We start from the raw sequence: 23,920 nt of genomic DNA, 5'->3' as shown, positions 1-23,920 counted from the left end.
CGTGAGATTAAAAAAACTAAAGTTTTAAAGGAATGGATTTAAGATTCTTATCGTCAATTATAAATTTATCTGCCTTGATACCTTTAGGAGTGTCAAACAGGAAATCTACAGAACGAGATTCACCTTGAGAGAAGGGTTTACTTAGTAAATTAATATCATATTTATACTCCCTCTCTTTAACATCGTATTTATTGCCTTTTGAGTCAACTAATTTGGAGAATGTAATAAGAAACCATGCATCATCCTCTCGTTGTCTTTTGCCACTTGTGTTTTTAACAGTTACAGAAACCACTGTCCAAACTTCAGCCGCTTCGTATGTGCTGTACTTACCTTGAATTTTCTGTCCTGCATATTTAACACCTGTTGCACTGACTTCCCAACCGTTGCGATTAACTTTACTGCTAAGTGCTTTTGAAACTAGTTCAATGTTAGTAGTATCAGCAGCATTTGCTTGAGATGATGAAGGCTCTAATTTAGTTTGTTGAGAAGGTGTACAGGCAGAATTTATCAGTAACAATGCTGCAATAGATAAGTATTTCAATTTATTCATAGTTGCACTCTGGTTGTATATCCAAACCTCTTTAAGCCTTCTGAGAGGTTCGTTATTATAATTCCCAAAAATTAACCAACGTTAACAACTGATCAAATTTAACAAGCTGAACTACCTCTAATCTTTAAGAAAAAGCCAAGCCAGTCAAAGGTTAGAGATGAACTATAGCAATCCTATTTGATCTGCAAACAGCGATAGGTTCAGATCCCAGAATTCTTGAAGAAGTCAGGGATATTTTTGTTTGTAACTTATTTAGGATTACTAAACTATCTTTAGCAACCTTAATACCAGTATTATCACTGAATTTATGCTAATAATTTCCGATTAAAATAGTTGATTGCTTTAGACTATCATGCTGAAAATTCCTAATTTACATTGACTACTAGGATTAATATGAACAAGATATGCCAACTATTAGACTTTGATGCTGATGTTTTGTTATTTAATAAAGATACATATATCGTTAGCAGATTCAAAGAATTGATATCTGAAAATTTTATACACAAGTTTTATAAAAAAACAGATAATACTAATGTCACTGTTTCAGGAATTTTTCAAAATGTATGCATAAATGAGGTAAATTTCCAAGCTGAAGATATTACATGGCAATCTTCTAGCGAAGGTATAAATTGTAAACTTTTAAAAGTTGGCTCTACAAACTGGCAAGCAGGAAAACTCAGAATAAAAGTATCCACAGAAATTATTTCTCCATCAACTTATAAAGAAAGTATCAAACTAAATATTACTGTAGTGTTAGAATTTTATCCTAATAATCCTAATGAACCTGAATCGCCTTTAGATGATATTCGTAAAATGATACAAGCAACATGAACACCATTCTCCACATTACTAAACGCCAACAATGGGAACAAGCAAAAAATCTTGGTACATATCGCGCTGATTCGTTAGACAGTGAAGGTTTTATACATTGTTCAAAATCAACGCAAATACTCAACGTTGCAAAGAGATTTTTTGATCATCAAAAAGAATTGGTACTACTTTTTATTGATTCTGAAAAAGTGCAAGCTGAAATTCGCTATGAACCTGCTGAAATAGGAGAATTATTTCCTCACATTTATGGTGAGTTAAATATTGATGCTGTGTATCAGGTGATTGATTTTGAAGCTGGGGAAGATGGTTTATTTGAGTTGCCGCAAGAAGTTATAGATTTAGAATAACGAACCGCCTTCTCTGCGAGAGGCTTTGCCAAGAATGCTGAAGAGTAAAGACAAGAAGCGATTTAAAGCATTCCGCGCTTTACTTAAAGAACGGGAATTAATCTAGAGCAATTGTGACCGAATTTAATTTACAAATCCAAGAAAATAGCGATGGCTTCGCCAACGCCAAGGACGATCGCTTGTCAACTCCACTGGAGGATGCTACACCTAGCTTGCTTCCCCTTAAGAGTACAATACACTGCGTCAACACCAAAGGCGATCGCCTCGACCGTTACCTTTCCCAAGAATTACCAGACTTATCCCGTTCCCGCGTCCAACAGTTAATCGAACAGGGTAACGTCCAACTTAACGATCGAGTTTGCACATCTAAGAAGATCAATGTCAAGCTAGGCGATCGCATCACTCTCGAAATACCAGAAGTTCAACCTTTAGAACTGCAAGCAGAAGACATCCCCTTAGATATCCTTTACGAAGACGAGCAGTTACTTATTCTCAACAAACCCGCAGGTTTAGTTGTCCATCCTGCGCCCGGCCATCCAGATGGTACTTTAGTAAATGCTCTATTGGCTCACTGTCCTAATTTGCCAGGAATTGGCGGAGTTCAGCGTCCAGGAATCGTCCATCGATTGGATAAGGATACTACGGGAGCGATCGCGATCGCTAAAACAGATATTGCCCATCATCATCTACAAGCACAACTCAAAGCAAAAACTGCACGACGAGAATACTTGGGCGTAGTTTATGGTGCGCCAAAAACTGAAAGTGGCACTATCGACTTGCCTATTGGTCGCCATCCCCAAGACCGGAAAAAAATGGCTGTTATGCCTGTTGAACAAGGCGGACGAGTCGCCGTCACTCACTGGAAAGTACTAGAACGTCTTGGTAACTTCACCTTAATTCACTTTCAATTAGAAACTGGACGCACCCATCAAATTCGTGTCCACAGCAGCAAAATGGGTCATCCTATTGTCGGCGACCCAGTTTATAGTTCTGGCCATTCAGTGGGTGTAAATTTGCCTGGTCAAGCACTCCACGCTTGGCGACTCAAATTACAGCATCCCCTATCTGAGGAGTTGATTGAGGTGACAGCTACTCCTCCCGCTCACTTTACAAAACTTCTGGAGATGCTAAAAAGACGAACTACACTTTAGGCTCATCCACGCCTAAATCCAACCCCGTTTTAAATACATCAAGCATTGATAAAAAACTATTAACAACTAGCGTGCATTAGACATGGGATAGAGTCTGTTTCACTTAGTTATATCTAAATAAAACTCCTACATAACCCAAGACTTATGCACGCTATAAAACGATTAAATGGATGTACTAGCCAGCCACCGACCAAAAATCGTTATTTAATTCCTGCCAGTTGCCGATAAGGTACAGACTTTTCGATATCGATGTTGTATGGCGAGATCCGTTGTGGAGCATTGCCAGTTGCATTGATATTTTGTGCCATAGACAAGAATAGAGATGGATCTCCAGCCTTGGCCTTTTGCTCTTGTGGGAGGAATCTGCGTACTTCGACCTGCCAAATGATTTGGGGGAAACCCAATTTGGCACGGTGATAATCTTCGTATCGCGGAGATTTGATATTGAATGGCAACTCACCCGCAGATTGGGATGGCAGTATCCGACGGCGTTGATATGGCACTGTGGAATATCCAAAATTGCTCAGGTATTCGTCAGTGTTGAGCACTTCATCAATAAAGCCTACAATCCCCTTGGTAGCGACTACAATTGACCAAGCGATTTTTTCCCGCTCGCTGTATGGATCGCGTCCTAGAACCCGCTGAATTACTTGCTCAACAAAGCGATAATTATTGTTGAGGTCGTAGAAGCTTTTCTTAAAGGTGTTGGAAAGGACTAACCCACGAATAAAGTCCCGTACTGTAATTTGTCCATTACGGAGTTGAGACTCTAAATACGTTTCGCGATCGGCAGTAAAGGCATAGAAGAAAATTTGACGATATGCTGCTTCTATCAGATCGCCTAAATCTGACGGAGAAAGTATATTGTCTGTAGTAAAAATCCTGGGCTGTTCATCACCAGGTACTTCATACGCAGCTACACGCTGATTTTGACTTGAAGGGTTATATTCTAACAGAGGAAGTGGCACTCTAAAGCCTCCATGTTCTTAATTAAAGTTAACAACTTTTAATCACATATTAAGGGAGTAGTTGTATCAGAACTTCAGATTCTGATAAAATTTCACGAAACTTAACTAAGGGTAATTTAAGTATTCGTAGGATAAATGATTAGTCTGCTAGATTCAAACGATAGCTAATCAATAAATAGGGAGTCAGGCTTCCAGCTTAATAGACTAAAAATTTTTATTCACATATTTTAGATTAGGAGATTCAGTTTCACCTTTTTGATCTAAAGCAATAATTTTTAACATTTAGCAAAAGAAATTAATAGAGGATTGGGGTATTGGGCATGGAGAAGAGACGAGGTAGAGAAGGAAGAGGGGGGAGACAATGGAGAGACTTGTTCAATAATTCCCCCCTGCTCCCCTGCTCCCCCTGCCCCTGCCTCCCTCGGCAACTCAGCAACCTATCCAAAATTCCAGGGGATCTATGGTTGATTTACAGTAAGGCCAACTACGCAAAGTTGCTTCCATTCCTTCTTCCCAGGAGGGTGGTTCCAATCCCAGTCCTAAGCAAAGATGAGATAGGATGCTAGCAAATTGCTCATTGTGACCAAACTCTCCTAGATGGGCATGGGCGTATTCATGGACGACTACACCAAACCAATCTCTAGGTGCAACTCGACCAACATCTACCAGAATAGTGATTGGGTTTGTGAGAATGTTGCACAGCCCATCTATGCCGAAGGATTGAGCTATGGGGACTGCAAAAATTTGGATTTGGCGACGCTCTTGGGGATGAAAGCACTCATGACAAACTTCCAGATAGGCGTTGATCTGAGCGTTTACGGCGTTAATATTCTCGCCGATCCAAGTGCAAATGGGGATGCGATCGCGCAGGTTATCAAACACATCCACCATACCCGGTTCTAGGGCAAGTCCCTGTACCAGACGCAGATAATCTTGCCCACGAGTAAAAGCATCGCTCTGCTTAAGATAATTCACCAGCCCAAAACTGAATAAAACTGTCTTTTTTCCAGAACATCCGTCCCAAGTTTTTCTGTTACTTCTTCTGGGCTAGAAACCTCAACAGAAACTTCAATGCGGCTTTCAATACAAAATGATGCGGTGCTAAAGCCACCAAATCGTTTGACTGTACTGGTTCGTAGTCGCATATTTGGGCTGGCGAACCAGAATCGCTCAATGGAACTCATTGTTTCATATTCGGTTGTCAACACTAGTCCATCTTCATCATCCATGTGAAAAAGACCGACTACAGGCACTATTTCGGCGTAACCTCTTTCGCGGAGTAATTTACCTTGCCTTGGGTTATCGCCATCAGGCACGATCGCAAATATGGTTTTCCCCTGATGATTCTCCTCATCCTCTCGATCCCAAGCCATTGTTCCTAGCCAACGCACACGCGAACCACCGACTGAAAGGCTGGGGTCAATCTCATGATACTGGCACAGTTCAATGATTTCTGGATGATCGGCATCGAGAGTTTCTACCTGTATATCTGATTCTCCTATCTCTGAGCGCTTGAACGCCAGATGATGAGTTGCACGTTGCGATCGCCACTTACCAGCACTTAGCTGAAAAAATTCCATTGCGTCTATCAATCTTCTGACTCCTACTTATTGCTCCTGCGGATGATGTTTTACGAGTTCTTTCTTTTTAGAGTAGTTGGTATATAAACATTCTAAACATTACAGCGATTAGCGGCCAGCTTCAATAAACACCCTGAAAAGGGAGATACAGAAGTGTTGTTATGTAATTGTAAACTTTTATGAGTGTGGTTCTTTATAGCTTGACAATGTAGACATTTTAATGTCCGAGTGCTAGACTAGTAGAAAGCGATCGTCTTCCACTAACAACAAATACCTTTCGATTCAGTCAATCACAGGAGTGAATGATGGACTTTCCAGTCGAATTAACTTTAGAACAACAGTTTCGCTTACAAAATTTGAAAGACCAGGTAAAAAGTTTGAGTCAACAAGAGGCTCAAGAATTTTTACTAGAAGTTTTACGGCAGATGATGGTGAAAGATAATTTGGTCAAACATCTGTTAAGACAAGCTTGATCGAGTAAAAAACAAAATTTTTCCTTAAGACTTACGCATTTTAGTGGAACTTTGCCATTGCGTAAGTCTTAATTTTTGGGCATTGGGCAGGGCATTTGCTGAACAACTGACCAGCAGACTTGTTATGTTTGACTAAAGATTCCGGGATTTTGTCGAGTTATTTGCACGATCAAGGAACGCGAACAAACGTTTTCTCGCTACTGGCGTTAGAGATTTTCTAGTTGCTTTTAGGCATGACTGGGCTAAGGTTGGAGGTTAAGTCTCTATTGGACTCAACACAGAAGCGTTATATCCTCCATAACCAAGATAAATATTACAGATTATTACTTTGTCTCTCATAGTAAAGACTAGGGTACTGTTGATCCCCTATGTTTTTGTTTGGCTACTCACAGTTAACCTGATCGAGAACACGCCAAAAATAATATCCGCCATTTGTGAATATTAAGGAGAACTCATGGTTCTTGATGCTTTTTCCAGAGCTGTAATTGCGGCTGATGCCAAAACCGCTCCTATCGGTGGTGCTGACTTGGCAGCCCTGAAGTCTTTCATCGCTGAAGGCAACAAGCGCCTTGATGCAGTGAATGCGATCGCCAGCAACGCTAGCTGCGCGGTTTCTGATGCTATTGCTGGGATTGCTTGTGAAAATACAGGTTTGCTACAAGCTGGTGGTAACTTGTATCCCACTCGGCGGATGGCTGCTTGCTTGCGTGATGCTGAAATCGTTCTGCGCTATGTAACCTATGCGTTATTGGCTGGTGATTCTTCCGTATTAGACGATCGTGCTTTGAACGGTTTGAAAGAAACCTACACAGCTTTGGGCGTACCCACTGGCTCTTCTGTACGGGCTTTCCAAATCCTGAAGGCTATCAGCGTCGCTCACATCACCAACACCAACACTGAAGCTAACGCTGGTAAAAAGTTCCGTAAACAAGAAGTTGTTCAAGGCGACTGCTCTGCTCTAGCTGCTGAAGCTGCTAGCTACTTCGATCGCGTAATTTCTGCTTTGAGCTAATCGCTCATGGCTAAAGCCTGTTAGCCAAGCAAACTGAAATTAAAACTCGATCAAATCTAATCTGGAGTATAAAAAGCAATGAAATCAGTTATCACTACAGTTATTGGATCTGCTGATGCAGCAGGTCGTTTTCCCAGCAGTTCCGATCTAGAATCCGTTCAAGGTAGCATTCAGCGTGCTAATGCTCGTCTAGAAGCTGCTGAAAAGCTAGCTTCTGGTATCGATAACGTAGCTAAGGAAGGTTATGATGCTGCCTTCAAGAAATATCCTTACCTGAGCCAAGATGGTGAAGCTGGCGACACTCAAGTTAAGAAAGACAAGTGCCTCCGCGACATCAAGCACTACTTACGCTTGATCAACTACAGCTTAGTTGTGGGCGGTACTGGTCCTTTGGATGAGTGGGGTATTGCAGGTGCTCGTGAAGTTTATCGCTCTTTGGGTCTGCCCACCGCTCCCTACGTTACCGCGTTGACTTATACTCGCGATCGCGCTTGTTCTCCTCGCGACTTGTCTCCTCAAGCATTAGTTGAGTTCCGCTCTCTTCTTGACTACGTAATCAACTCCCTTTCATAGTAATAGGGATTGACTAGACGTAGACGAGCGATCGTCATACTCTAAAACTTAGGGACTCTCAGTCCGTTGCTTTGCCTGTATCAGGTTGAGTGATTGACCAAGAGTCCCTCTGTTATTACTAATTCGTAATGACGCTCCTGCGGACGCTCGAGTACTCGCTACCGCTAACGTAATTCGTAATTATTGAACTTGGGGGATTTAAACAGGGAAATTTTCTTTTATGACAATAGATTCTTTATTTGCACAGTTAAAACACCCCAACCCCAATTTGCGGGAACGAGCCATGTGGGAACTGGCTGATGTCCGTGATGAAAATACCATTCCTCGGCTGATGGGTATTTTAGATGAAGAAGATGTCACCTATCGGCGAGCTGCGGTAAAAGCACTGGGTGCTATTGGTACAGATGCTGTACCGCTACTGGTAGAGTCATTAGTAAATAGTAATAATGCGACCATTCGAGGTAGTTGTGCTAAAGCTCTAGCACAGGTTGCGGCTAATCATCCCGATGTTCCCTTCCCAAATGAGGGTTTGCAGGGATTGCAAACAGCGCTCAATGACCCAAATCCGGTTGTTTATATTGCATCAGTAATGGCATTGGGTGAGATTGGTTCTCCCGCCTTTGAGATTTTGACCGAAGCTCTGAAAACAATAGATAATGTTGCCGTAGCTGTGGCGATCGTCAATGCACTCGGTTCGATGGGTGATATCCGAGGGGTGGAAGTACTGACGGCATTGACAAATGATGAATCTATCGATCCCTATGTTCGAGAGTCAGCGGTGAGTGCTTTGCCCCGATTAGATCAAGTGATTAAGTATAAGAGATAAATATAAGTAAGAGAGAGTAGCGATCGCTCTTACAACTACTTTTATCAATCCCAATAGGGCGCATACATTTAGATAAACTTCAGCTAGGAGATTACTATAAGCAGCTTGGTCAAAAGTAAGGGTCATTTTTCCATTTACCTTTGTCATATTCTGTCCATCGCCTTATTCCCAAGCTTCTTCCTTTAACTGCCTCTCAATTTGAGAAATCGCCAACTTCATCACTGCCTCAACCCCCGCTTCTTGTTCCTCAGTTAATGCGGCTTGCAGGGGTTCTAATGCAGCACCGTCGCCAATCTTCATCAATGCCAAAGCCGCCGCTTTTCGAGTTTCCCAATCGGGATGATGTAGTAATTTAACAAGGCTAGGAATTGCCGAGCGATAGGTGAGGCTACCCAAAGCTGCTGCTGCTTCACACCTGACAATTTCAGATGGATCGTTGAGGGCATTAATTAAAATATTAAATGCTCCTTCTTCGGTGCCTTCTTGAGCAATTTTAGCGATCGCACCCACCACCGCAGCCCGAACTTCAGCTGAGTTGGAGTTAATCTCTCGATATAAATGCTCTTTCGCTTCTGCCCCAATAAATCCCAACGCCCATACAGCATGACCTTTGGCACTTTCTGGATACTCGGTTGACGCTAAGATTTTCAGCAATGCTGGCACAGCCGCCTCACCTATTTTGGCAAGCCCTCCCACCGCAGAGGTTTTGACCACCATATCTTCATCATTTAAGAGGGCATTAACCAAAGTGGGAACTGCGATCGGATCGGCGATCAGTGTCAAGGTTTTAGCGCTGGCTCTCCGCACAACTGGGTTGGGATGACTTGCCACAGCTTCCATCAATAAAGGGGTCGCTGGTTTGCCGATTTTACCCAAAGCCTCTGCAAAACTCAACCTCACCATGCCTCGTGAGTCTCCCATACTCTCAACCATCCGCTTTATTAGCTCTTCGTCATCGGAGTTGAAGGTGTTTAAGCTTAATTGCTCACTCACCGCTTTAAATAAAGCGTCAGTTTCTGCATGGGACAGATTTAACGAATCTGCCCCGGATTGAGTTTCGGAGTTGAGCATATAATTTCTAGCTAAATTATCAAGACAAATGACTAGTTGCTGCCACTCAGGGCAGCCTGTTGATTACGGAGTTCCTGGAGGGCAGAATCAATCTTGGCAAGCTCAGGCTCCAGTTTTGCCATAACGCTTACTTTCATCAACTTAGCCCGTTTTGCCGTTTCCGTAGTTTCTTGAACTAGACGTTCCCGATATTGCTCAAGTTCTGCAATCACTTCTGCTACATCTTGAGCGGTTATGTGATTGGCTGTTGTGAGTTCAGAGGTTTCATCCATAAGTTTGGTTTCCTAAATATGTATTTATATGAATGATGTGCGATCGGTATTCCCAAAAATGTTTGTATTTGGTTACTCGCTAAAGACCAACGTTTTGCTGTTACATAAAACTGAACAATTAGCAAGAGGCAACTGAACTAATAGCTGACAAATGCATATATTATGATCTTCTCAGATCGCGTTACCACTGGTAAAGCTTTTTGACGTAAATCTTCAAAAGTTTAACCCAACTACATTTATGATAAGTCTTTTAAGCTTTTTAGACTGCAAGTGTGTAGGCGTAGGATAGTTTAGCACTTTGCAAAAACTGCTCAAGATGTTTCCTCAAATGGAAAAATATCTTCCTAAAAGTATAAGCAGTCGCTATCTTAGTTAAGACGTAGAATATAAAGAAGTGATTGATTTGGGCATTCCTATGGTAAACCCTTACAGTTATGTGCTAACCAACGTAGGGGTGCGATAGTAATAAAAACAGCAAAACTGCTTAAACATTCTGGAAAAAGATCGTGGAAACGACAAGAAATAACTCACTAGATATACGCTACATTAGCCCGAAAGTAAGAGAGCTAATTAAACAATATGCTGCTGTAAATCACTGTACGCAGGCTGAAATGCTAGAGCGTATTGTTTTAGAGTGGAACACTCAACAAAGCGGCAGCGAACGACCATCAGGAGATGAAGATGAATAGCTTTTTTGTACAGCTTTTTTGAGGGCGATGATGCGCTTTTTTAGTTTGTTTGGCTCTACCTCGACCAAACGTTGTTATTTTGGACTCGCCCCGTCTACGCTTCATCTTCCCAGTCCCCAATCACTAGTAGCCAGTCCCTAGTACGATAGTAAAAGTGACCTGCAAGCAATTATCCAAGAGCCATTTATAGATCAATGGATAAACGTTTTTTTAAAATGTTTGGGCTAACAGAAGAAGAAGCGATCGCAATTATCGATACACCATTAGAACAACTCGAAGACGCTTCTGATAAGTATATTGCTGTTTCCCATTTAATTAACTTTCCCACTGAGCAATCGATCGCGGCTTTGGTGCGGGCGATTGAAACCAGTAAGCCTGATGAATTAGACCACCGCATTGTTCGACGCAAAGCTGTAGAAAGTCTGGGGCGACTACAGGCACAATCAGCTTTACCCGTAATTCGGCAGTGTCTTAAAGATGATGATATTTATACTGTTGAGAATACCGTGTGGGCAATCGGGGAAATTGGCACTAAAGAGCCAGAAATTCTCGAAGAGGTGGCACAACTGCTTGATAAACCAGGTCAAATCTATCGAGTCATTATTCACACTCTAGCTAACGCTGACTATCAGCCGTCCCTAGAACGTGTACGGAAGTTTACCCAAGTTGAGGATGAACCTACCCGTAGTGCAGCGATCGCTACAGTTTGTCGCTTCACGGGTGACTACTCCCAAATTACCGAGGTGATGGCGCTGCTGCAAAGTTCTAGCGTCAATGCACGGCGCGGTTGTATTCAAGACCTGATTGATTCCTGCTACTACAAAGCCATCCCAGAAATTGCCCGTTGTCCTGTATCTCTGGTGTTTCGCTTGCGAGGTTTGCGGATGCTTTTGGATGCAGGGGTTCCCAGTGGTGAAATTAGCTTTACAGAAATTCAACCTTACTTAGAGCAAGTACTCTACGATCATCCCAACGACCTCGATCTAGTACATGAGTATGATGCTACCCCTGTTCTAGATTTTGTGATTAACGAACTCTACGAAACCGATTTTGGACGTTGCTATTTAGCGACAAAAACCTTACTAGATATCTATCCACAAGAAGCACCAGCAGCACTCTTAACAACTTATGCCGACAAAGCATATAACGACTATGGCGCTCATTATCATGTAATGAAACTTTTCGGTTGGCTAAAATATGCTCCTGCTTACGATTTATTAATAGAAAACCTGCACAACCGCGAACCCCAGTTTCAGAAATCTCGTGCGGCGAGTGCGATCGCTCTTGGTGAATTGGGTGATTCACGAGCAATTCCTGAAATCAAAATTTGCCTGAATACACCGATTTGGGATTTGAAATACGCTTGTTTATTAGCGCTAGACCGCTTAGGAGACTCGTCTGGTCGGGAAATTTGCACTGGCGATCGTGATTGGTTAATTAGGGCGAAAGCGATGAGTAATCAATAGTTAGAAGTTAGAATTCAGGAGTTATATTAAGCCTAGATATCTGTTAGTTCCCGGATAACACGGCAGGGGTTGCCGGCAGCTAACACCCCGGCGGGAATGTCGTGGGTGACTACGCTGCCCGCGCCGATGACGCACCCCGAACCGATTGTCACGCCCGGACAAATGACAGCCCCGCCGCCAACCCACACGTCAGAGCCGATCTCGACCGACTTGCCGAACTCCTGCTGGCGGCGCAACTTTGCGTTAAGCGGGTGGGTGGCAGTATATATCTGCACCGCTGGGCCGAACAATGTGTAATCTCCGATTTTGACCTGACAGACATCGAGCACGACGCAGTTGAAGTTGAAGAAGCACTTCTTGCCGATCAGTATGTTGAACCCGTAGTCGCAGTAGAATGGCGACTGTATCCACACGTCCTCGCCTCCAGCGCCCAACAGTTCTTGGAGGATGCGCTGACGCTCCTCCTGTTGGGAAAAGCGGATGTCATTGAGGTCTTGACACAAGTCCCGCGCCCGGTCGCGAGCGCGGACTAGTTCAGGGTCAAGCTTGTTATAAAGCTCTCCCGCCAACATCTTCTCGCATTCACTAAGCACAATGACGCCTCTTTACAGCAGATTGCAGGTTCATGAAGTAAAATACTAAACCAGATTTCAATTTCAGTAGACCGAAAAGTTTAGCGTTGGCGAAGCCTCTCGAAGAGAAGCGTCTCGTAGAGAAGCTCACGGTTCGCGTAGCGTCTTGTAGAGAAGGTATCACCCGAATCCATAACTAGCAACTTGAGTTATTCAAAGTTAGGAGTAGAAACGCACATCTGTACGCCTCTACTGGCGGTTTAGGACTTACTACTGGTGACTGCTTCGTTTAAAACTAACTTTGGTTCTGGAGTCTCTTCTTCTTCTGGCAAACCGAAAATTGACCTGTACAACTTTACGTACTCCTTAGCAGATTGATACCAACTAAAATCTTCACTCATACCCCGTTTTTGTAGTTCTTGCCATTGCGGTTTGAAACGGAAGCCTTCCCAAGCTCGGATCATACAAGTGAAAAGGTCTAGCGGTTCATAGCGATCGAAGCAATAACCAGTACCAGCAGCATTTTCAGGGTCATGATGGGTTACTGTGTCAACTAATCCACCTGTGCGACGGACAATGGGTACAGAACCGTAGCGCAAAGCCATCATTTGGCTAATACCGCATGGTTCAAAACGGCTGGGCATTAAGAAGGCATCAGTACCAGCGTAGATCCGGCGAGACAGGGCATCGTTATACAGTAAGTAAGTTGCCATCCGTCCGGGGAAACGGGATGCTAATTGCCACATCTGAGTTTCATAGTAGCGATCGCCTGTCCCTAACAGCACAAACTGGGCATCTGTATAAGATAGGAAGCGATCGAGGATTTGCAATATCAAATCAATGCCTTTTTGTTCCACTAATCGGGTAACAATCCCAATAAAAAAGGCTTTGGAATTGACTTCTAGTCCTAATTCTTGTTGCAAAGCAATTTTATTGGCTTTGCGTTTATCTAAAGTATCAGCAGTAAAGGTTTGCTCAATATATTTGTCATTTTCTGGGTTATATACCTCGGTATCAATGCCGTTGATAATCCCAGATAATTTACCGCTAATAAAAGACAGCAAACCTTCTAATGTTTCACCGTAAGTAGCTGTCTTGATTTGCTCGGCGTATGTGGGCGAAACTGTATTTACCCTGTTGGCAAATTGTACAGCCGCCGCCATGACGTTGTGTCCTTGCATATACCAGGGACACCAAGTAATTTTTTCTAAATACCAACGCCACGGCCCTTGATAAGCCAGGTTATGGATGGTAAAGACTGTGGTGATATCAGGATCTTGGTGCATCCATACGGGAATCATTCCTGTATGCCAATCGTGGCAATGGATAATATCTGGTTTCCAGTAATTCCAGGCAAACTCGGCTGCACCATTAGCAAACAATGTGAACCGCCAATCTTCATCATCTCCAGAATAGATGCGGCGCGGCATGAAGGACGGATGTCCAAATAAGTACAAGGGAACATCAGTACCAGGTAGAACACTTTCGTATACTGCAAAGTGCTGGAACATGGCATCTCCCCACCAGATCGGTTCTTGGGGAATTTCCATTTTGTCTGGCAGGAAGCCGTAGTAAGGCAAGAATATCCGCACATCATGCCCCATTTCTCTCAGGACTTTGGGTAATGCCCCGACAACATCACCCATTCCTCCTACTTTCGCAACGGGTGCTGCTTCTGCTGCAACAAATAGAATCCGCATGGTAATTTTTGCTTCCCTGAGTCTATATTGTCAAATTAACTTTCTGAAATCCCGACCAACGCGACTTGTCGCGTCTGGCACATCAGTGCAACGGCGATCAATTCTTATCTAATCACATTGGCTTGCTCAATTGCTTAGGAACCGCGCTGAATCACCGCAAAAATTTCTGATAAAATTTCTTGCGCTCCCTGTTGTCGCAACAGTTCTGCTAGTTCTATGCCTAGTGCTTCGGCGTTATTGGCAAGTCCGGTGACGGTATCTTTGACGAACTTTTGACCATCTACACTGGCGACTATCCCGGTTAAGGTCAATTTTTCACCAGATATATCTGTATTTACACCGATAGGTACTTGACATCCGCCCTCTAGAGAACGGAGAAAAGATCGTTCAGCGAGACAGCGATCGCGTGTTTCGATATGTTCAATTGCTTTGAGTAGAGATAGCACTTCACTATCATCAGCACGGCATTCTATCCCTAAAGCTCCTTGTCCAACGGCGTGGAGGGAGATTTCTTTAGGTAAGACTTGATGAACGCGATCGCCCATTCCCAATCTCTCTAATCCTGCTGCTGCCAAAATCAAAGCATCGTATTCACCTGCATCCAGTTTTGCCAACCGTGTAATCAAGTTTCCCCGCACATCCTTAAATGTAAAGTGAGGGAAATGATGGCGTAACTGTGCTAACCGCCGTAGAGAAGATGTACCAATTACCGCACCTTCTGGCAACGTATCGATTTGTTTATCTTTGTGCTTTTCATGCACAACTAATGCATCTGCTGGGTTTTCTCGTTCAGTGATTGCTGCTAACGTTAACCCTTCTGGTAAGTGAGTCGGCAGATCCTTGAGGGAATGAACCGCAAAGTCAATCTCTTGATTGAGCATTCCAACTTCAAGTTCTTTAGTAAAAAGTCCTTTATCGCCAATCTTAGCTAATGCTACATCCAAGATTTTATCGCCTTGGGTAGACATGGTGTGGACTTCAAAAGTGATGTCAGGAAAGCTTTTCTGTAGTTGCTCTTGTACCCAATAGGTCTGAACCAGAGCAAGTTGGCTTTTACGTGAGCCGATCCGAATAGTGCGTGGGGGACTAGAAACAACTGAAGTCATAAAACAATATATCAAAGGAGGCGATAAATTCACTCTCATCTAGACTACCGTAGTCAGGGACTCATGCGAATTTTGGGTTTTGGATTTGGGATTTTGGATTACAATTCTTTACCAAAAACTTGTTTGTGAAATCTCAAATAATAGAATTTTTATGCATTGAGGATGTTGCGATCGCTCATAATGGCAATCGCAACACCTTTAAGTTTCAGCTAGTACCCACCAAATTTTGGGAAATAACCAAATGTAGTCAGCAAACTAAACAAGACAATCAGCGCCAGCGTCGAAGCTAATAGCAATAACACCACATCTCTGTCAGAACTGCGTAAGAAGGTCTGTAAATTAAAAGGCTCAACCTGCTTTCTCGTCAAGGGAAGCGGCAATTTATCGCGATAATCTTCGCCATAACGAGCCATTCTGGCAAAAGGTAATTCCCCTAAAGAGTGTCCCTGTAAAATCCGTCGCCGTTGATAGGGGACTGTATTGTAACCAAAGTTACTCATGTACTCCTCACTATCCACCAAATCGTCGATAAACCTGTGCAGTCCTTTACTAGCTAGCACAATCGACCAAGCTAGTTTTTCACGTTCATTGTAAACCTCCCGACCCAATAAGCGCTGTACGCATATCTGCACAAAGCGGTAATTGTTGTTGCTTTCGTAATTGAGTCGCCGAAATGCATCAGATATTGCTAATCCTCGAATGAAATCTCTGACTGTAATTTGACCAGTTCTCAGTTGGGATTCTAGACAGGTTTGGCGGTTGCTATCTAGCATCTGTTGTTCGTGGAAAATCTGCCGATAGGCTGCCTTAATTAAGGCATCCATTTCTAGTGATGATTGCAGATATTCGGCTGTATAAATTCTAGGTTGCTCGTCGCCAAGAATCTCATATCCAGATACACGATGATTTCGAGATGAAGGGGAATAGCTTAACAAAGGAATAGGCATATTAGAGCTAGAAATTTGAAGGGATTGGGCATTATGTATGAGGCAAAACAGTTCTGTTAGCGAGGCGTTGAGTCAGTTCCGAGTTCTGAAGATTCCCAACTCAGCACTCCTTAAGGACATTTGTTGCTCTTGTCTCCCTTATCCCCAGTTATTAGCCCTTTGAGTTGTAATTGCTGCAAAACTGACTAGCAGTATGTCAAGTTTAATTTCGTAGTAAGGACTTCAGTCCTTATTTTCTAAGCACTAAAGTACTTACTACAAACCCTCAAGATTAACTTAGACATTGTACTAGTAGGCTGTAGTGGAACTTTGCCTAACTTTAATAAGTTGCTCAAGCAATTGAGATGTTAGCTGGATTTACGCATTGATGGGAGCGCAGCTGAAAAGATGCCTAAAATTCAATCCAATTGCCCGATAACTATGGCAATTGCTAAAAAATAGGCAACGATACAACTCAAATTTAGCTACTAAACGGATAAACTTGCGATCGCTGATTTCACTTTGCTGAAACTACGACTCAAGAACAGTAATTTGCTCACTTCCCATAATATAGGAATTTCCTAAAACCTGTCTATATACAATTCTGATGATGGCTTTAAATTTTTCTACCGACTAACCAAACACCCTTCCAGTTGAGTGAGTCTTTTGAAATAGACGGCTAAAAATAGACTTCTTTGGGAAGGTTTTAAAGATTCTTGCCTTTTCTTGGTGTATGATGCGATCGCACATTGTGCTGAACTTGCTCAATATCTCTAAAAAACTCAGCCCCAAAAGAGAAGTTGAAAATTTACAGGAATGCTAAGAATAATTTGTTATCTTCATTAGTTATCCAAGCTTAGTTATTATACCTTATGAATCGTTCCGCCTGTTTAATCTTCAATCCTGTTGCGGGTCAGGGCGACCCAGATACAGAGCTAGCAGAAATTCGGGCAATATTAGAGCCAGAGATCGATCTAGATATTCATTTTACAACTGAAGAAATCGATGCTGACCAACTGGCATATCAAGCTGTAGAGCGAGGAGTAGATGCAATCATTGCTTCTGGGGGGGATGGTACTCTCTCAATAGCGGCGGCGGCGGTAGTGGGAACTGATATCCCCTTTGGGATCATTTCCAGAGGAACAGCGAACGCTTTTGCCACAGCTTTAGGAATTCCTGACACGATCGCAGGTGCGTGTCAGACAATTTTGCAGGGAGCAACCACCCATGTAGACGTAGCCTATTGCAACGATCGCCCAATGGTACTTTTGGCAGGTATTGGCTTTGAAGCTGACACTGTAGAATTGGCAGACCGAGACGCCAAAAATCGCTTTGGGATGATGGCCTATGTTTTGGCAGGAATCCAGCAATTAAGAAATTTAAAAAACTTTGATGTTGAAATAGAAACTGAAGATAGGATAATTAAAACTAGTGCCAGTGCAGTCACGGTAGCAAATGCTGCGCCTCCCACTTCTGTTTTAGCTCAAGGCCCAGCAGGTCTGATTTATGATGATGGGTTACTAGATTTAACAATTGTCGCTCCAACTAACAAGGCAGGAGCGATCGCTGCCACGTTTCATCTATTTCAAACGGCTTCCACAGGTAACGCCGTTGAACGGGATGATATTGGTTTTCTGCGAGCGAAACAATTTAAAATTACGACTGAGCCACCACAAAAAGTTGTTCTAGATGGTGAAATAGTAGGCACAACACCTGTAGAAATTAAGTGTGTACCAGCAGGCTTAAGAATTTTTGTGCCATTAGTAGAAGAAGTTGAGCCTACCGAAAAACTAGAGGGACTCCCTAATCTCACTATTGAGATGAAAGATACAGCAGAAGAATGAGGGTATGGGAAAAGGCAGGGGGCAGGGAGCAGGGAGCAGGGGGGAAAGAGTTAATTTTTTATTCATCGCTCTTGCCCCCTGTCCTCTTCTTTGACTCTTGCACGATTCCTAATTGAAAACTCAGGAGTAGGTTGCATTGAAACTTGTATCTGATCCAGAGATCGCTAAGAAAATTCGGAAAATGAATCAGCGGGTACGGTGGCAAGATCCGTTAATTGTGGAACGGGATATCGACCAAACTCGGCTGGTTTTGGAAGATGGTCAAACAGACAACTCTGAGTTCTCATTTTTAGTTGTCGGTGATAGTGGTTCTGGCAGACACCGGGGACACAATCCTCAGCGACAGGTGGCTGAACTGATGCTGCCCCATCACAACGAATCCCGGTTTATGCTGCATACGGGGGATGTGATCTATTTAGTGGGATCGAGTGAATATTACCAGCAAAACTTTATTCAGCCTTATCGGGAGTTTATCTCCGGCATAGAGCATCGCAAACGGATTGCTTATGACCAGATGGTTTTTAAGCTGCCCATTTTACCAGTGCCGGGAAATCACGATTACTATAACTTGCCGATTTTATTGAGCTTGGCATCCCTAACAACATTACCCATTCGTCACCTGTTGCGATCGCGGTTAGACCTAGATGTGGGCTTGCATGGCTCAGGATGCGGTGATGCTTACGCAAAAGCATTTCTCGACTATCTGAAGGCGCTTCAGCTTCCAGAATTAGCCAGTCACTTAGATCGGCACTACACAGCCAAGACAGATACAGGTCGTTGTCTTTCTTATCAACCTGGGCAATTTACCCGCCTTCCCAATCGCTATTACACTTTTCGTTATGGCGGTATTGATTTCTTCGCTTTGGATTCTAATACCTTTAACGATCCACCACCGCTACCGAAAACAAAAAAAGGTAACGCCGATCGCAAAGTCTTAGAAAAACGCCGTGAAGATTTCGAGCAAGAAAAGCAGCAAATCATTGAAACCTCAGCCAAACTTCGCCCGGAAAACCCTAATGAAGCCGATCAATTAGACGACTTTCATGCCAAGCTGTCACAAATTGAAGAAATTATTGTCGATATTGATAAGCAACTAGCTACTAATAAAACAACGCTGACTGACATTGAACAACTGGATTGGCTCAAGCAAAGATTAATTGAATCTTGGAATAATCCTGAAGTTCGGGGAAGGATAATTTATTTTCATCATCCTCCTTATGTAACTGAGGCGACGAAGTGGGAACAAGCACAAACTCTAATCGTTCGCGATCGCTTGCGTGGCGTGTTGGATGCGGTAGCTAAAGAAATCGGTTCCTTAAATCAGGGTCGTCCTTTGGTCGATTTGGTATTAAACGGTCACGCCCACTGCTTGGAACATCTAGAAACAATGGATACGGGACACGCTGATTCTCATATCCACTGGATTGTTTGTGGCGGTAGCGGGTTTAGTTTGCGACGCCAGCGAATTGAGGGAGCAGATTTGATGGAGGAGAATAGGTTAGTGGCGCGATCGCATCTCTTCATCGGTCGCAACGGTCAAGGTTTTCAAAAGCGACGACCTTATTCAGGTTTACGTATTGACGTTAAAGGCGATGGACAGCCTAAGTTTATTGTCCGTCCTTTGGTTGCCGAATGGTATCAGCGGCAATGGCATAATCGCGAACTTGAGCCACTGATTATCTAGTAATACTGCTGTATTAAACCCGTAGAACTCCAAAGCGCTTTGTCTTTTATTTGTTGTGTTGTAAGTCCCCAATGGGATAGTTTCAAATCGTACTAATTGGAAAAAAGAATGCAACAAATAGACCATTTGTAGAGACGCGATTCATGAGCCAGCGCGTTGCGGGGGTTCCCCCCGTTGTAGCGACTGGCGTCGCGTCTTTACCCAAGGATGTGTTGCAATCATTAATTGAATTGGTATCACAATAAGGCGTTGCTGAATTAAGGGATGATTCTTGTGGGGTGGGCATCCTGCCCGCCCGGAAATACAAGGGACGCTCATGTTGCCCATCCCACAAAAATAGTAAAATCATCCCGCAAATATGCAACCCCCACAATAAATGTAGAGACGTAATATGTAATATGATCTCCGACTAATTAGTTATAATTCTCAAATCTATGCAGAAAGCGTAAAAACCCTGCCGCTCTGCGGTCTTAAAGACAAAATATAAAAAATTAGAGACGCACTCATTGCGTCTCTAGAAACCACCTATTAAGCCTTCTTACCTGTAATTGCACCCAGCAAAAGAGTTGTTAATTAAATTATTCCTGGGCCTCTACCGCGGCTGTCACCCTTATCTGTCAACTTGCCTTCCTCGTCCTGATTCACTTCTCCAAGTTCTTGGATACGTTGTTCCCTTTCTTCTGCCGCTTGCTGACGTGCATCACCCGGTTCTTCGTAATACATTTCCGGTTCTATGGCATAGTTATTAGACAAACCTTCATTATCCACAGTATACCCATCAGTGGTACGTATACTTTCTGAATCGGTTTGATCGTCAGTAGGTGCATCTGCTTCCCGTTTTTCCGTGGGACGTGTTTTGAACTTATCTCCTTCTCTTTCCATTCTAGCGGCGGTTTCAGCGGGGATGATGCCGCGATCGTATGTATCGACTTCCGCGCGATCGGATGAATCTGTATCTCTCTTAACTGCTTCATTAGCCATAATTTATGTCCTCGTTAAAGAATCTATTAAATAACTTCAAAAACTAGATTATGCTGTTTTTTCTCTCTGAGCTACTATCTTGAGAAGTGACTTAAAATTAAAATAATGTTATGTTCTCTATCTTTTGATGTATCCAAAAGACTAAAATGGAATACGGTTAAATACTGTTGATTTACATTTCTTGGTATAACAAGGGTTTTAGTTGAGTCAACCTAACATTAAAAGGGCAATTAGAAACCGCAACTATACAAGGGTTTACCCAAGCCCACAGAGGTGGACGAGAGTTTATTTAGCTGCAAATTCTATTTGCCCGTGTAAATCCTAATTTAATTGTGAGTAAATTTACTCGCCCACAAATTGGTTTTTCAGTAATTGAATTTCATCGGCTAATTCTTGCCGAGTTGAAGCCTTCAGTAGATAGCGGAAAACAAACCAACTGGTGTAACTAATTCCAACTAACTCAAAAAGTGGTGAGAGTAGGGGAATATCATTGATTGCAGCTAGTGCCGCTAGTACTAGCCTAGCTGTAACAATTGCCGCCAAAATTAAAGCAACAGTTATTAGAGGCTGCTTGTAGTCCTTAAAAAAGTCACTTAAGTATTGGGGCAGTTGCTCTAAAAATTGAGAAATTTGTCTGCTAATTTGCTGCCATTGAGATTCAGGTTCACGGGCTGGCGGTAACTTTGGCAAGTTTGCCGTATCAGTACCTTCAAGTGCTAGCGTACCTTGTGATAAGGAAGCATTGATGGATTCACGTTGCTGTTGTTCGGTTTCCATAGTTTTTATGTTTGGTAACTACAAGACTTTGTATAACTGAACTGAGCATCAATAAATATAGTTATTCAAGGTCGTCAGTTATCAATTATTAGTGGTCAGTAATAATTTTAACTGACCACTCAGACCGAGCAGGAGCATTTAAATATCTTTACGCCTACCTACTCACTTGGATTTGTTATTATGCCTTAGTTCTTTGTTGTGGCAACTGTTGCTTTCACAACTACACTGGTGACACCTTTAATTTCCTTAGCTAATTTTTCAATTTTAGCCAACTCCTGCTGATTGGTGACAGTTCCTGAGACAGTCACAATCCCACCATCTGCGGCATTAACTGTTAGTTGGCTCTTTGGTATATTAACCTCCAACTTAGAGCGAACTTCACTTGCTAAGTCACCTTTGGCTCGCTGTGTATCGCCACCCGTAGTATTATTGCGCTGTTCGCGGGCGCGGATATCAGAATTAGCTTGCTTTCTACGAACTTCACTTTGTGCGTCTTGTTGAGAAGCTTCTGTTGTTTTTGCAGTTGGTGTTTGGGGAGCCTCATTAGGATTGTTGGGTGCAGATTCACTTGTTTTAGAAGCGTTATCACAAGCAGCAACACCAAACACTAAAAGGCAACTAATTACGAAGGGGGTTAGCTTTTTCATTGGTTTAATTCTGAATCAGAAAGTGAAATCTATTGATATTTACGGCAAAAGTGAGGAGCAAGTTTTTTAGTCAGGAGCAAAGTTTTAAAATTATTGCTCCTGCAATTTTGTGCGAGTGAAAACTACTTTAGGTTAAAGTACTTCATCACGACGATCGACAATAACTACAGCAGGATCGTTTCTATTAGTCTCTGTTGAGTAATTGGGGCGAATGGGATCGACTACTGCTGCGTCATTATGCGTTACTCGGTCGGAACCTGGACGATATTCACTAATTTCAGTGGCATCATAGATTGCAAATTCTTCAATACCTCGACGTTTGAGAATCGCTTCAGCTTGGTGGATTTCAGCGTCTGTACCATCGAGAATTACTAAGTAGTCACCTTTTTGGAAGCGATCGCTATATACTCGCGCCCTGTCTTCGGGAATTCCCAAGCCAACAAGTGCGCCGACAATACTCCCTGCTGCTGCACCGATCGCACCACCAGTTAATGTTGTTGCCAAAGTGGTTGCAACTGCACCACCTGCAATTACGGGCCCGATTCCAGGAATTGCTAGAGTTCCAAGTCCAACTAATAAGCCAGTCAAGCCGCCTAAAAGACCACCTGTAGCTGCTCCAGTTTTTGCACCATCGTCTGCTTTATTACCAGTACCAACATTTTTGTCTACACCTACACCACCGATCCCATGACCGTCTGTATCTTTGGCAATGATGGAGACTTGATTCAACGAAAAACCTGCATCTCGTAATTCTGTAATTGCGACTTCAGCATCTCGACGATGAGAAAATACCCCGATCGCGCGTTTCGCAACACCACTATAACCCGCAGCCGGAGTTGGAGTTACATAACCAGTGGTTGCATTTGTCGCATCTGGGTGGTCGTAAATGCCAAACTCTTCCACACCCTGATGATTTAAAATTGCTTCTGCTCTGTGGATTTCTGCCTCTGTACCATCAAGAATGACTAAATAGTGTCCTCGTTTAACACGTTCGTCGTAAACTTTAGCCCGTTCTTCAGGAATTCCTAAACCAATTAATGCACCAAGCAAACTACCAGCTACTGCACCAATACCAGCGCCAGCGAGAGTTGTAGCTAAGGTAGTTGCTGCGGCTCCAGCCAACATAATTGGCCCGATTCCAGGAATTGCTAAAGTGCCAAGACCGACTAATAAGCCAGCCAATCCGCCCAAAGCACCGCCTGTAGCTGCTCCGACTTTAGCACCTTCGTCAGATTGATCGCCAACGCGATCGCTCACATCTGCACCAGCAATATCGTCTCTGTCCCCATCTTGGGTAATGACAGAAACTCTGTTCATATCAAAACCAACTTTTTTTAATTCATGTAGAGCATGTTCAACATCTCGGCGATGAGAAAATACACCTACAGCACGTTTATGTACACCTACTACCATTATTCTTTCTCCTCAGCAAAAATAAATTATTTACTAATTCATAGCTCGTAGTAATCCTTATTAATACATATTTCTATTTCGTTTTCATCAATCGCTTGGAAGAAATTTTATCTCTATCATTAGATATAGGTGGCTTTATCTAAAGTTAGTAACTAAATCTTAAGTAGAAAATATATTTTATTTTCTAAAGTTTTTATAACAATTATCTCTGGTATCAATTCTATTGAGAAAATTGATACCAAGAAATGTTAATTTCTAACATTTGCTACCATAACTCACCCGCTCATAACTTGGTATATCGTTATATACAGTTTTCTGAGATTTACCTTCGCCTAATAAATTTTCTTTGAGAAAAAATATTAACTAAATCATAAGTTTTTATTAAGAGACAAGATAAATATTTATTTATTTTAAATACGACTTTTGGACAACCAACCTATTACTTAAGAAAGTGCCAGCTT

Annotated in this window: 25 protein-coding genes and 1 pseudogene; 11 read left to right on the top strand and 15 right to left on the bottom strand. The window is 42.7% G+C overall.

Going from position 1 to position 23,920, the window contains the following annotated elements; all coding sequences use genetic code 11:
- Positions 1-16: 16 nt before the first annotated feature.
- Positions 17-550, bottom strand: coding sequence for a DUF4352 domain-containing protein (locus tag V7K44_RS33050; RefSeq protein ID WP_334938312.1), 534 nt, complete (start codon positions 548-550; stop codon positions 17-19).
- 375 nt (positions 551-925) lie between these two features.
- On the opposite strand from V7K44_RS33050, the gene V7K44_RS33045 reads away from it, so the two are divergent.
- From V7K44_RS33045 to V7K44_RS33035, 3 genes are all read left to right on the top strand, one after another.
- A complete protein-coding gene (locus tag V7K44_RS33045; protein ID WP_334938310.1) occupies positions 926-1,381 on the top strand; it encodes a KGK domain-containing protein in 456 nt (151 codons plus the stop codon).
- Positions 1,378-1,728, top strand: a complete 351-nt coding sequence (locus V7K44_RS33040; protein WP_334938308.1) for a DUF952 domain-containing protein — start codon at positions 1,378-1,380, stop codon at positions 1,726-1,728. The genes V7K44_RS33045 and V7K44_RS33040 overlap by 4 nt, the downstream gene beginning before the upstream one ends.
- A gap of 233 nt (positions 1,729-1,961) precedes the next feature.
- Positions 1,962-2,879, top strand: a complete 918-nt coding sequence (locus V7K44_RS33035) for an RluA family pseudouridine synthase (protein WP_334938329.1) — start codon at positions 1,962-1,964, stop codon at positions 2,877-2,879.
- Positions 2,880-3,079: 200 nt separating this feature from the next.
- On the opposite strand, the gene V7K44_RS33030 is transcribed toward V7K44_RS33035, so the two are convergent.
- From V7K44_RS33030 to V7K44_RS33020, 3 genes are all read right to left on the bottom strand, one after another.
- Positions 3,080-3,847 carry a phycobilisome rod-core linker polypeptide gene (locus tag V7K44_RS33030; protein WP_334938306.1) on the bottom strand — a complete coding sequence of 256 codons (768 nt, stop codon included), beginning with the start codon at positions 3,845-3,847 and terminating at the stop codon, positions 3,080-3,082.
- Positions 3,848-4,276: 429 nt separating this feature from the next.
- Positions 4,277-4,822 (bottom strand): hypothetical protein, encoded by a 546-nt coding sequence (locus tag V7K44_RS33025; RefSeq protein WP_099099557.1) that lies wholly within the window; start codon positions 4,820-4,822, stop codon positions 4,277-4,279.
- A complete protein-coding gene (locus V7K44_RS33020; protein WP_334938327.1) occupies positions 4,819-5,436 on the bottom strand; it encodes a phycobiliprotein lyase in 618 nt (205 codons plus the stop codon). Before V7K44_RS33020 ends, V7K44_RS33025 begins: the two co-directional genes overlap by 4 nt.
- 296 nt (positions 5,437-5,732) lie before the next feature.
- Between V7K44_RS33020 and V7K44_RS33015 the strand changes: the two genes are divergently transcribed.
- The 4 genes from V7K44_RS33015 (at position 5,733) to V7K44_RS33000 (ending at position 8,311) form a co-directional block, all read left to right on the top strand.
- Complete coding sequence (locus tag V7K44_RS33015) at positions 5,733-5,900, top strand: NblA/ycf18 family protein (protein ID WP_334938304.1); 168 nt, start codon at positions 5,733-5,735, stop codon at positions 5,898-5,900.
- 454 nt (positions 5,901-6,354) lie between these two features.
- Positions 6,355-6,912 carry a bleomycin hydrolase gene (locus V7K44_RS33010; protein ID WP_289795383.1) on the top strand — a complete coding sequence of 186 codons (558 nt, stop codon included), beginning with the start codon at positions 6,355-6,357 and terminating at the stop codon, positions 6,910-6,912.
- Positions 6,913-6,990: 78 nt separating this feature from the next.
- Complete coding sequence (locus V7K44_RS33005) at positions 6,991-7,485, top strand: bleomycin hydrolase (RefSeq protein WP_289795384.1); 495 nt, start codon at positions 6,991-6,993, stop codon at positions 7,483-7,485.
- Positions 7,486-7,705: 220 nt separating this feature from the next.
- Entirely contained in the window at positions 7,706-8,311 is a 606-nt protein-coding gene (locus V7K44_RS33000) for a HEAT repeat domain-containing protein (RefSeq protein ID WP_334938301.1), read from the top strand.
- A gap of 162 nt (positions 8,312-8,473) precedes the next feature.
- Here V7K44_RS33000 and V7K44_RS32995 read toward each other — a convergent pair whose 3' ends face one another.
- The gene (locus tag V7K44_RS32995; RefSeq protein WP_334938299.1) at positions 8,474-9,382 is read right to left on the bottom strand and encodes a HEAT repeat domain-containing protein; all 909 of its coding nucleotides are present in this window, start codon (positions 9,380-9,382) and stop codon (positions 8,474-8,476) included.
- Positions 9,383-9,414: 32 nt separating this feature from the next.
- Complete coding sequence (locus V7K44_RS32990) at positions 9,415-9,654, bottom strand: hypothetical protein (RefSeq protein ID WP_334938297.1); 240 nt, start codon at positions 9,652-9,654, stop codon at positions 9,415-9,417.
- 506 nt (positions 9,655-10,160) lie between these two features.
- On the opposite strand from V7K44_RS32990, the gene V7K44_RS32985 reads away from it, so the two are divergent.
- Entirely contained in the window at positions 10,161-10,343 is a 183-nt protein-coding gene (locus V7K44_RS32985) for a hypothetical protein (protein WP_334938295.1), read from the top strand.
- Positions 10,344-10,537: 194 nt separating this feature from the next.
- Positions 10,538-11,809, top strand: coding sequence for a HEAT repeat domain-containing protein (locus V7K44_RS32980; protein ID WP_334938293.1), 1,272 nt, complete (start codon positions 10,538-10,540; stop codon positions 11,807-11,809).
- Positions 11,810-11,841: 32 nt separating this feature from the next.
- Here V7K44_RS32980 and V7K44_RS32975 read toward each other — a convergent pair whose 3' ends face one another.
- From V7K44_RS32975 to V7K44_RS33335, 5 genes and pseudogenes are all read right to left on the bottom strand, one after another.
- A complete protein-coding gene (locus V7K44_RS32975) occupies positions 11,842-12,381 on the bottom strand; it encodes a sugar O-acetyltransferase (RefSeq protein WP_334938290.1) in 540 nt (179 codons plus the stop codon).
- A 260-nt stretch (positions 12,382-12,641) separates the two neighbouring features.
- A complete protein-coding gene (glgA, locus tag V7K44_RS32970; RefSeq protein WP_334938288.1) occupies positions 12,642-14,081 on the bottom strand; it encodes a glycogen synthase GlgA in 1,440 nt (479 codons plus the stop codon).
- 134 nt (positions 14,082-14,215) lie between these two features.
- Positions 14,216-15,187 carry a hydroxymethylbilane synthase gene (gene hemC, locus V7K44_RS32965; RefSeq protein ID WP_334938286.1) on the bottom strand — a complete coding sequence of 324 codons (972 nt, stop codon included), beginning with the start codon at positions 15,185-15,187 and terminating at the stop codon, positions 14,216-14,218.
- A gap of 209 nt (positions 15,188-15,396) precedes the next feature.
- A complete protein-coding gene (locus V7K44_RS32960; RefSeq protein ID WP_334938284.1) occupies positions 15,397-16,134 on the bottom strand; it encodes a phycobilisome rod-core linker polypeptide in 738 nt (245 codons plus the stop codon).
- A 357-nt stretch (positions 16,135-16,491) separates the two neighbouring features.
- Positions 16,492-16,632: pseudogene (locus tag V7K44_RS33335) on the bottom strand (phycobilisome rod-core linker polypeptide); the annotation flags it as partial.
- Between the two features lie 353 nt (positions 16,633-16,985).
- Here V7K44_RS33335 and V7K44_RS32955 point away from each other — a divergent pair.
- Entirely contained in the window at positions 16,986-17,957 is a 972-nt protein-coding gene (locus V7K44_RS32955; RefSeq protein WP_334938282.1) for a YegS/Rv2252/BmrU family lipid kinase, read from the top strand.
- 136 nt (positions 17,958-18,093) lie between these two features.
- Entirely contained in the window at positions 18,094-19,641 is a 1,548-nt protein-coding gene (locus V7K44_RS32950; protein WP_334938280.1) for a metallophosphoesterase family protein, read from the top strand.
- Positions 19,642-20,214: 573 nt separating this feature from the next.
- Here V7K44_RS32950 and V7K44_RS32945 read toward each other — a convergent pair.
- From V7K44_RS32945 to V7K44_RS32930, 4 genes are all read right to left on the bottom strand, one after another.
- On the bottom strand, positions 20,215-20,622 hold the full coding sequence (locus V7K44_RS32945) for a hypothetical protein (RefSeq protein WP_334938278.1): 408 nt from the start codon (positions 20,620-20,622) through the stop codon (positions 20,215-20,217).
- Between the two features lie 342 nt (positions 20,623-20,964).
- Positions 20,965-21,399: a CAAD domain-containing protein gene (locus V7K44_RS32940; RefSeq protein ID WP_334938276.1), complete on the bottom strand. Its 435-nt coding sequence runs from the start codon at positions 21,397-21,399 to the stop codon at positions 20,965-20,967.
- A gap of 185 nt (positions 21,400-21,584) precedes the next feature.
- Entirely contained in the window at positions 21,585-22,046 is a 462-nt protein-coding gene (locus V7K44_RS32935; protein ID WP_334938274.1) for a BON domain-containing protein, read from the bottom strand.
- Positions 22,047-22,178: 132 nt separating this feature from the next.
- Entirely contained in the window at positions 22,179-23,459 is a 1,281-nt protein-coding gene (locus tag V7K44_RS32930) for a histidine kinase (RefSeq protein ID WP_334938272.1), read from the bottom strand.
- Between the last annotated feature and the right edge of the window lie 461 nt (positions 23,460-23,920).

Source organism: Nostoc sp., from assembly GCF_036917235.1.
Classification (GTDB): domain Bacteria; phylum Cyanobacteriota; class Cyanobacteriia; order Cyanobacteriales; family Nostocaceae; genus Nostoc.
This window is presented reverse-complemented; position numbering and strand designations above follow the sequence as displayed.

What these genes read in the sequence shown, in the direction of transcription:
- V7K44_RS33050 (WP_334938312.1), bottom strand. Translation starts at nt 550, where the DNA reads ATGAATAAATTGAAATACTTATCTATTGCAGCATTGTTACTGATAAAT.
- V7K44_RS33040 (WP_334938308.1), top strand. Translation starts at nt 1,378, where the DNA reads ATGAACACCATTCTCCACATTACTAAACGCCAACAATGGGAACAAGCA.
- V7K44_RS33015 (WP_334938304.1), top strand. Translation starts at nt 5,733, where the DNA reads ATGGACTTTCCAGTCGAATTAACTTTAGAACAACAGTTTCGCTTACAA.
- V7K44_RS33010 (WP_289795383.1), top strand. Translation starts at nt 6,355, where the DNA reads ATGGTTCTTGATGCTTTTTCCAGAGCTGTAATTGCGGCTGATGCCAAA.
- V7K44_RS33005 (WP_289795384.1), top strand. Translation starts at nt 6,991, where the DNA reads ATGAAATCAGTTATCACTACAGTTATTGGATCTGCTGATGCAGCAGGT.
- V7K44_RS33000 (WP_334938301.1), top strand. Translation starts at nt 7,706, where the DNA reads ATGACAATAGATTCTTTATTTGCACAGTTAAAACACCCCAACCCCAAT.
- V7K44_RS32995 (WP_334938299.1), bottom strand. Translation starts at nt 9,382, where the DNA reads ATGCTCAACTCCGAAACTCAATCCGGGGCAGATTCGTTAAATCTGTCC.
- V7K44_RS32990 (WP_334938297.1), bottom strand. Translation starts at nt 9,654, where the DNA reads ATGGATGAAACCTCTGAACTCACAACAGCCAATCACATAACCGCTCAA.
- V7K44_RS32980 (WP_334938293.1), top strand. Translation starts at nt 10,538, where the DNA reads ATGGATAAACGTTTTTTTAAAATGTTTGGGCTAACAGAAGAAGAAGCG.
- V7K44_RS32975 (WP_334938290.1), bottom strand. Translation starts at nt 12,381, where the DNA reads ATGTTGGCGGGAGAGCTTTATAACAAGCTTGACCCTGAACTAGTCCGC.
- glgA (WP_334938288.1), bottom strand. Translation starts at nt 14,081, where the DNA reads ATGCGGATTCTATTTGTTGCAGCAGAAGCAGCACCCGTTGCGAAAGTA.
- hemC (WP_334938286.1), bottom strand. Translation starts at nt 15,187, where the DNA reads ATGACTTCAGTTGTTTCTAGTCCCCCACGCACTATTCGGATCGGCTCA.
- V7K44_RS32960 (WP_334938284.1), bottom strand. Translation starts at nt 16,134, where the DNA reads ATGCCTATTCCTTTGTTAAGCTATTCCCCTTCATCTCGAAATCATCGT.
- V7K44_RS32955 (WP_334938282.1), top strand. Translation starts at nt 16,986, where the DNA reads ATGAATCGTTCCGCCTGTTTAATCTTCAATCCTGTTGCGGGTCAGGGC.
- V7K44_RS32945 (WP_334938278.1), bottom strand. Translation starts at nt 20,622, where the DNA reads ATGGCTAATGAAGCAGTTAAGAGAGATACAGATTCATCCGATCGCGCG.
- V7K44_RS32940 (WP_334938276.1), bottom strand. Translation starts at nt 21,399, where the DNA reads ATGGAAACCGAACAACAGCAACGTGAATCCATCAATGCTTCCTTATCA.
- V7K44_RS32935 (WP_334938274.1), bottom strand. Translation starts at nt 22,046, where the DNA reads ATGAAAAAGCTAACCCCCTTCGTAATTAGTTGCCTTTTAGTGTTTGGT.
- V7K44_RS32930 (WP_334938272.1), bottom strand. Translation starts at nt 23,459, where the DNA reads ATGGTAGTAGGTGTACATAAACGTGCTGTAGGTGTATTTTCTCATCGC.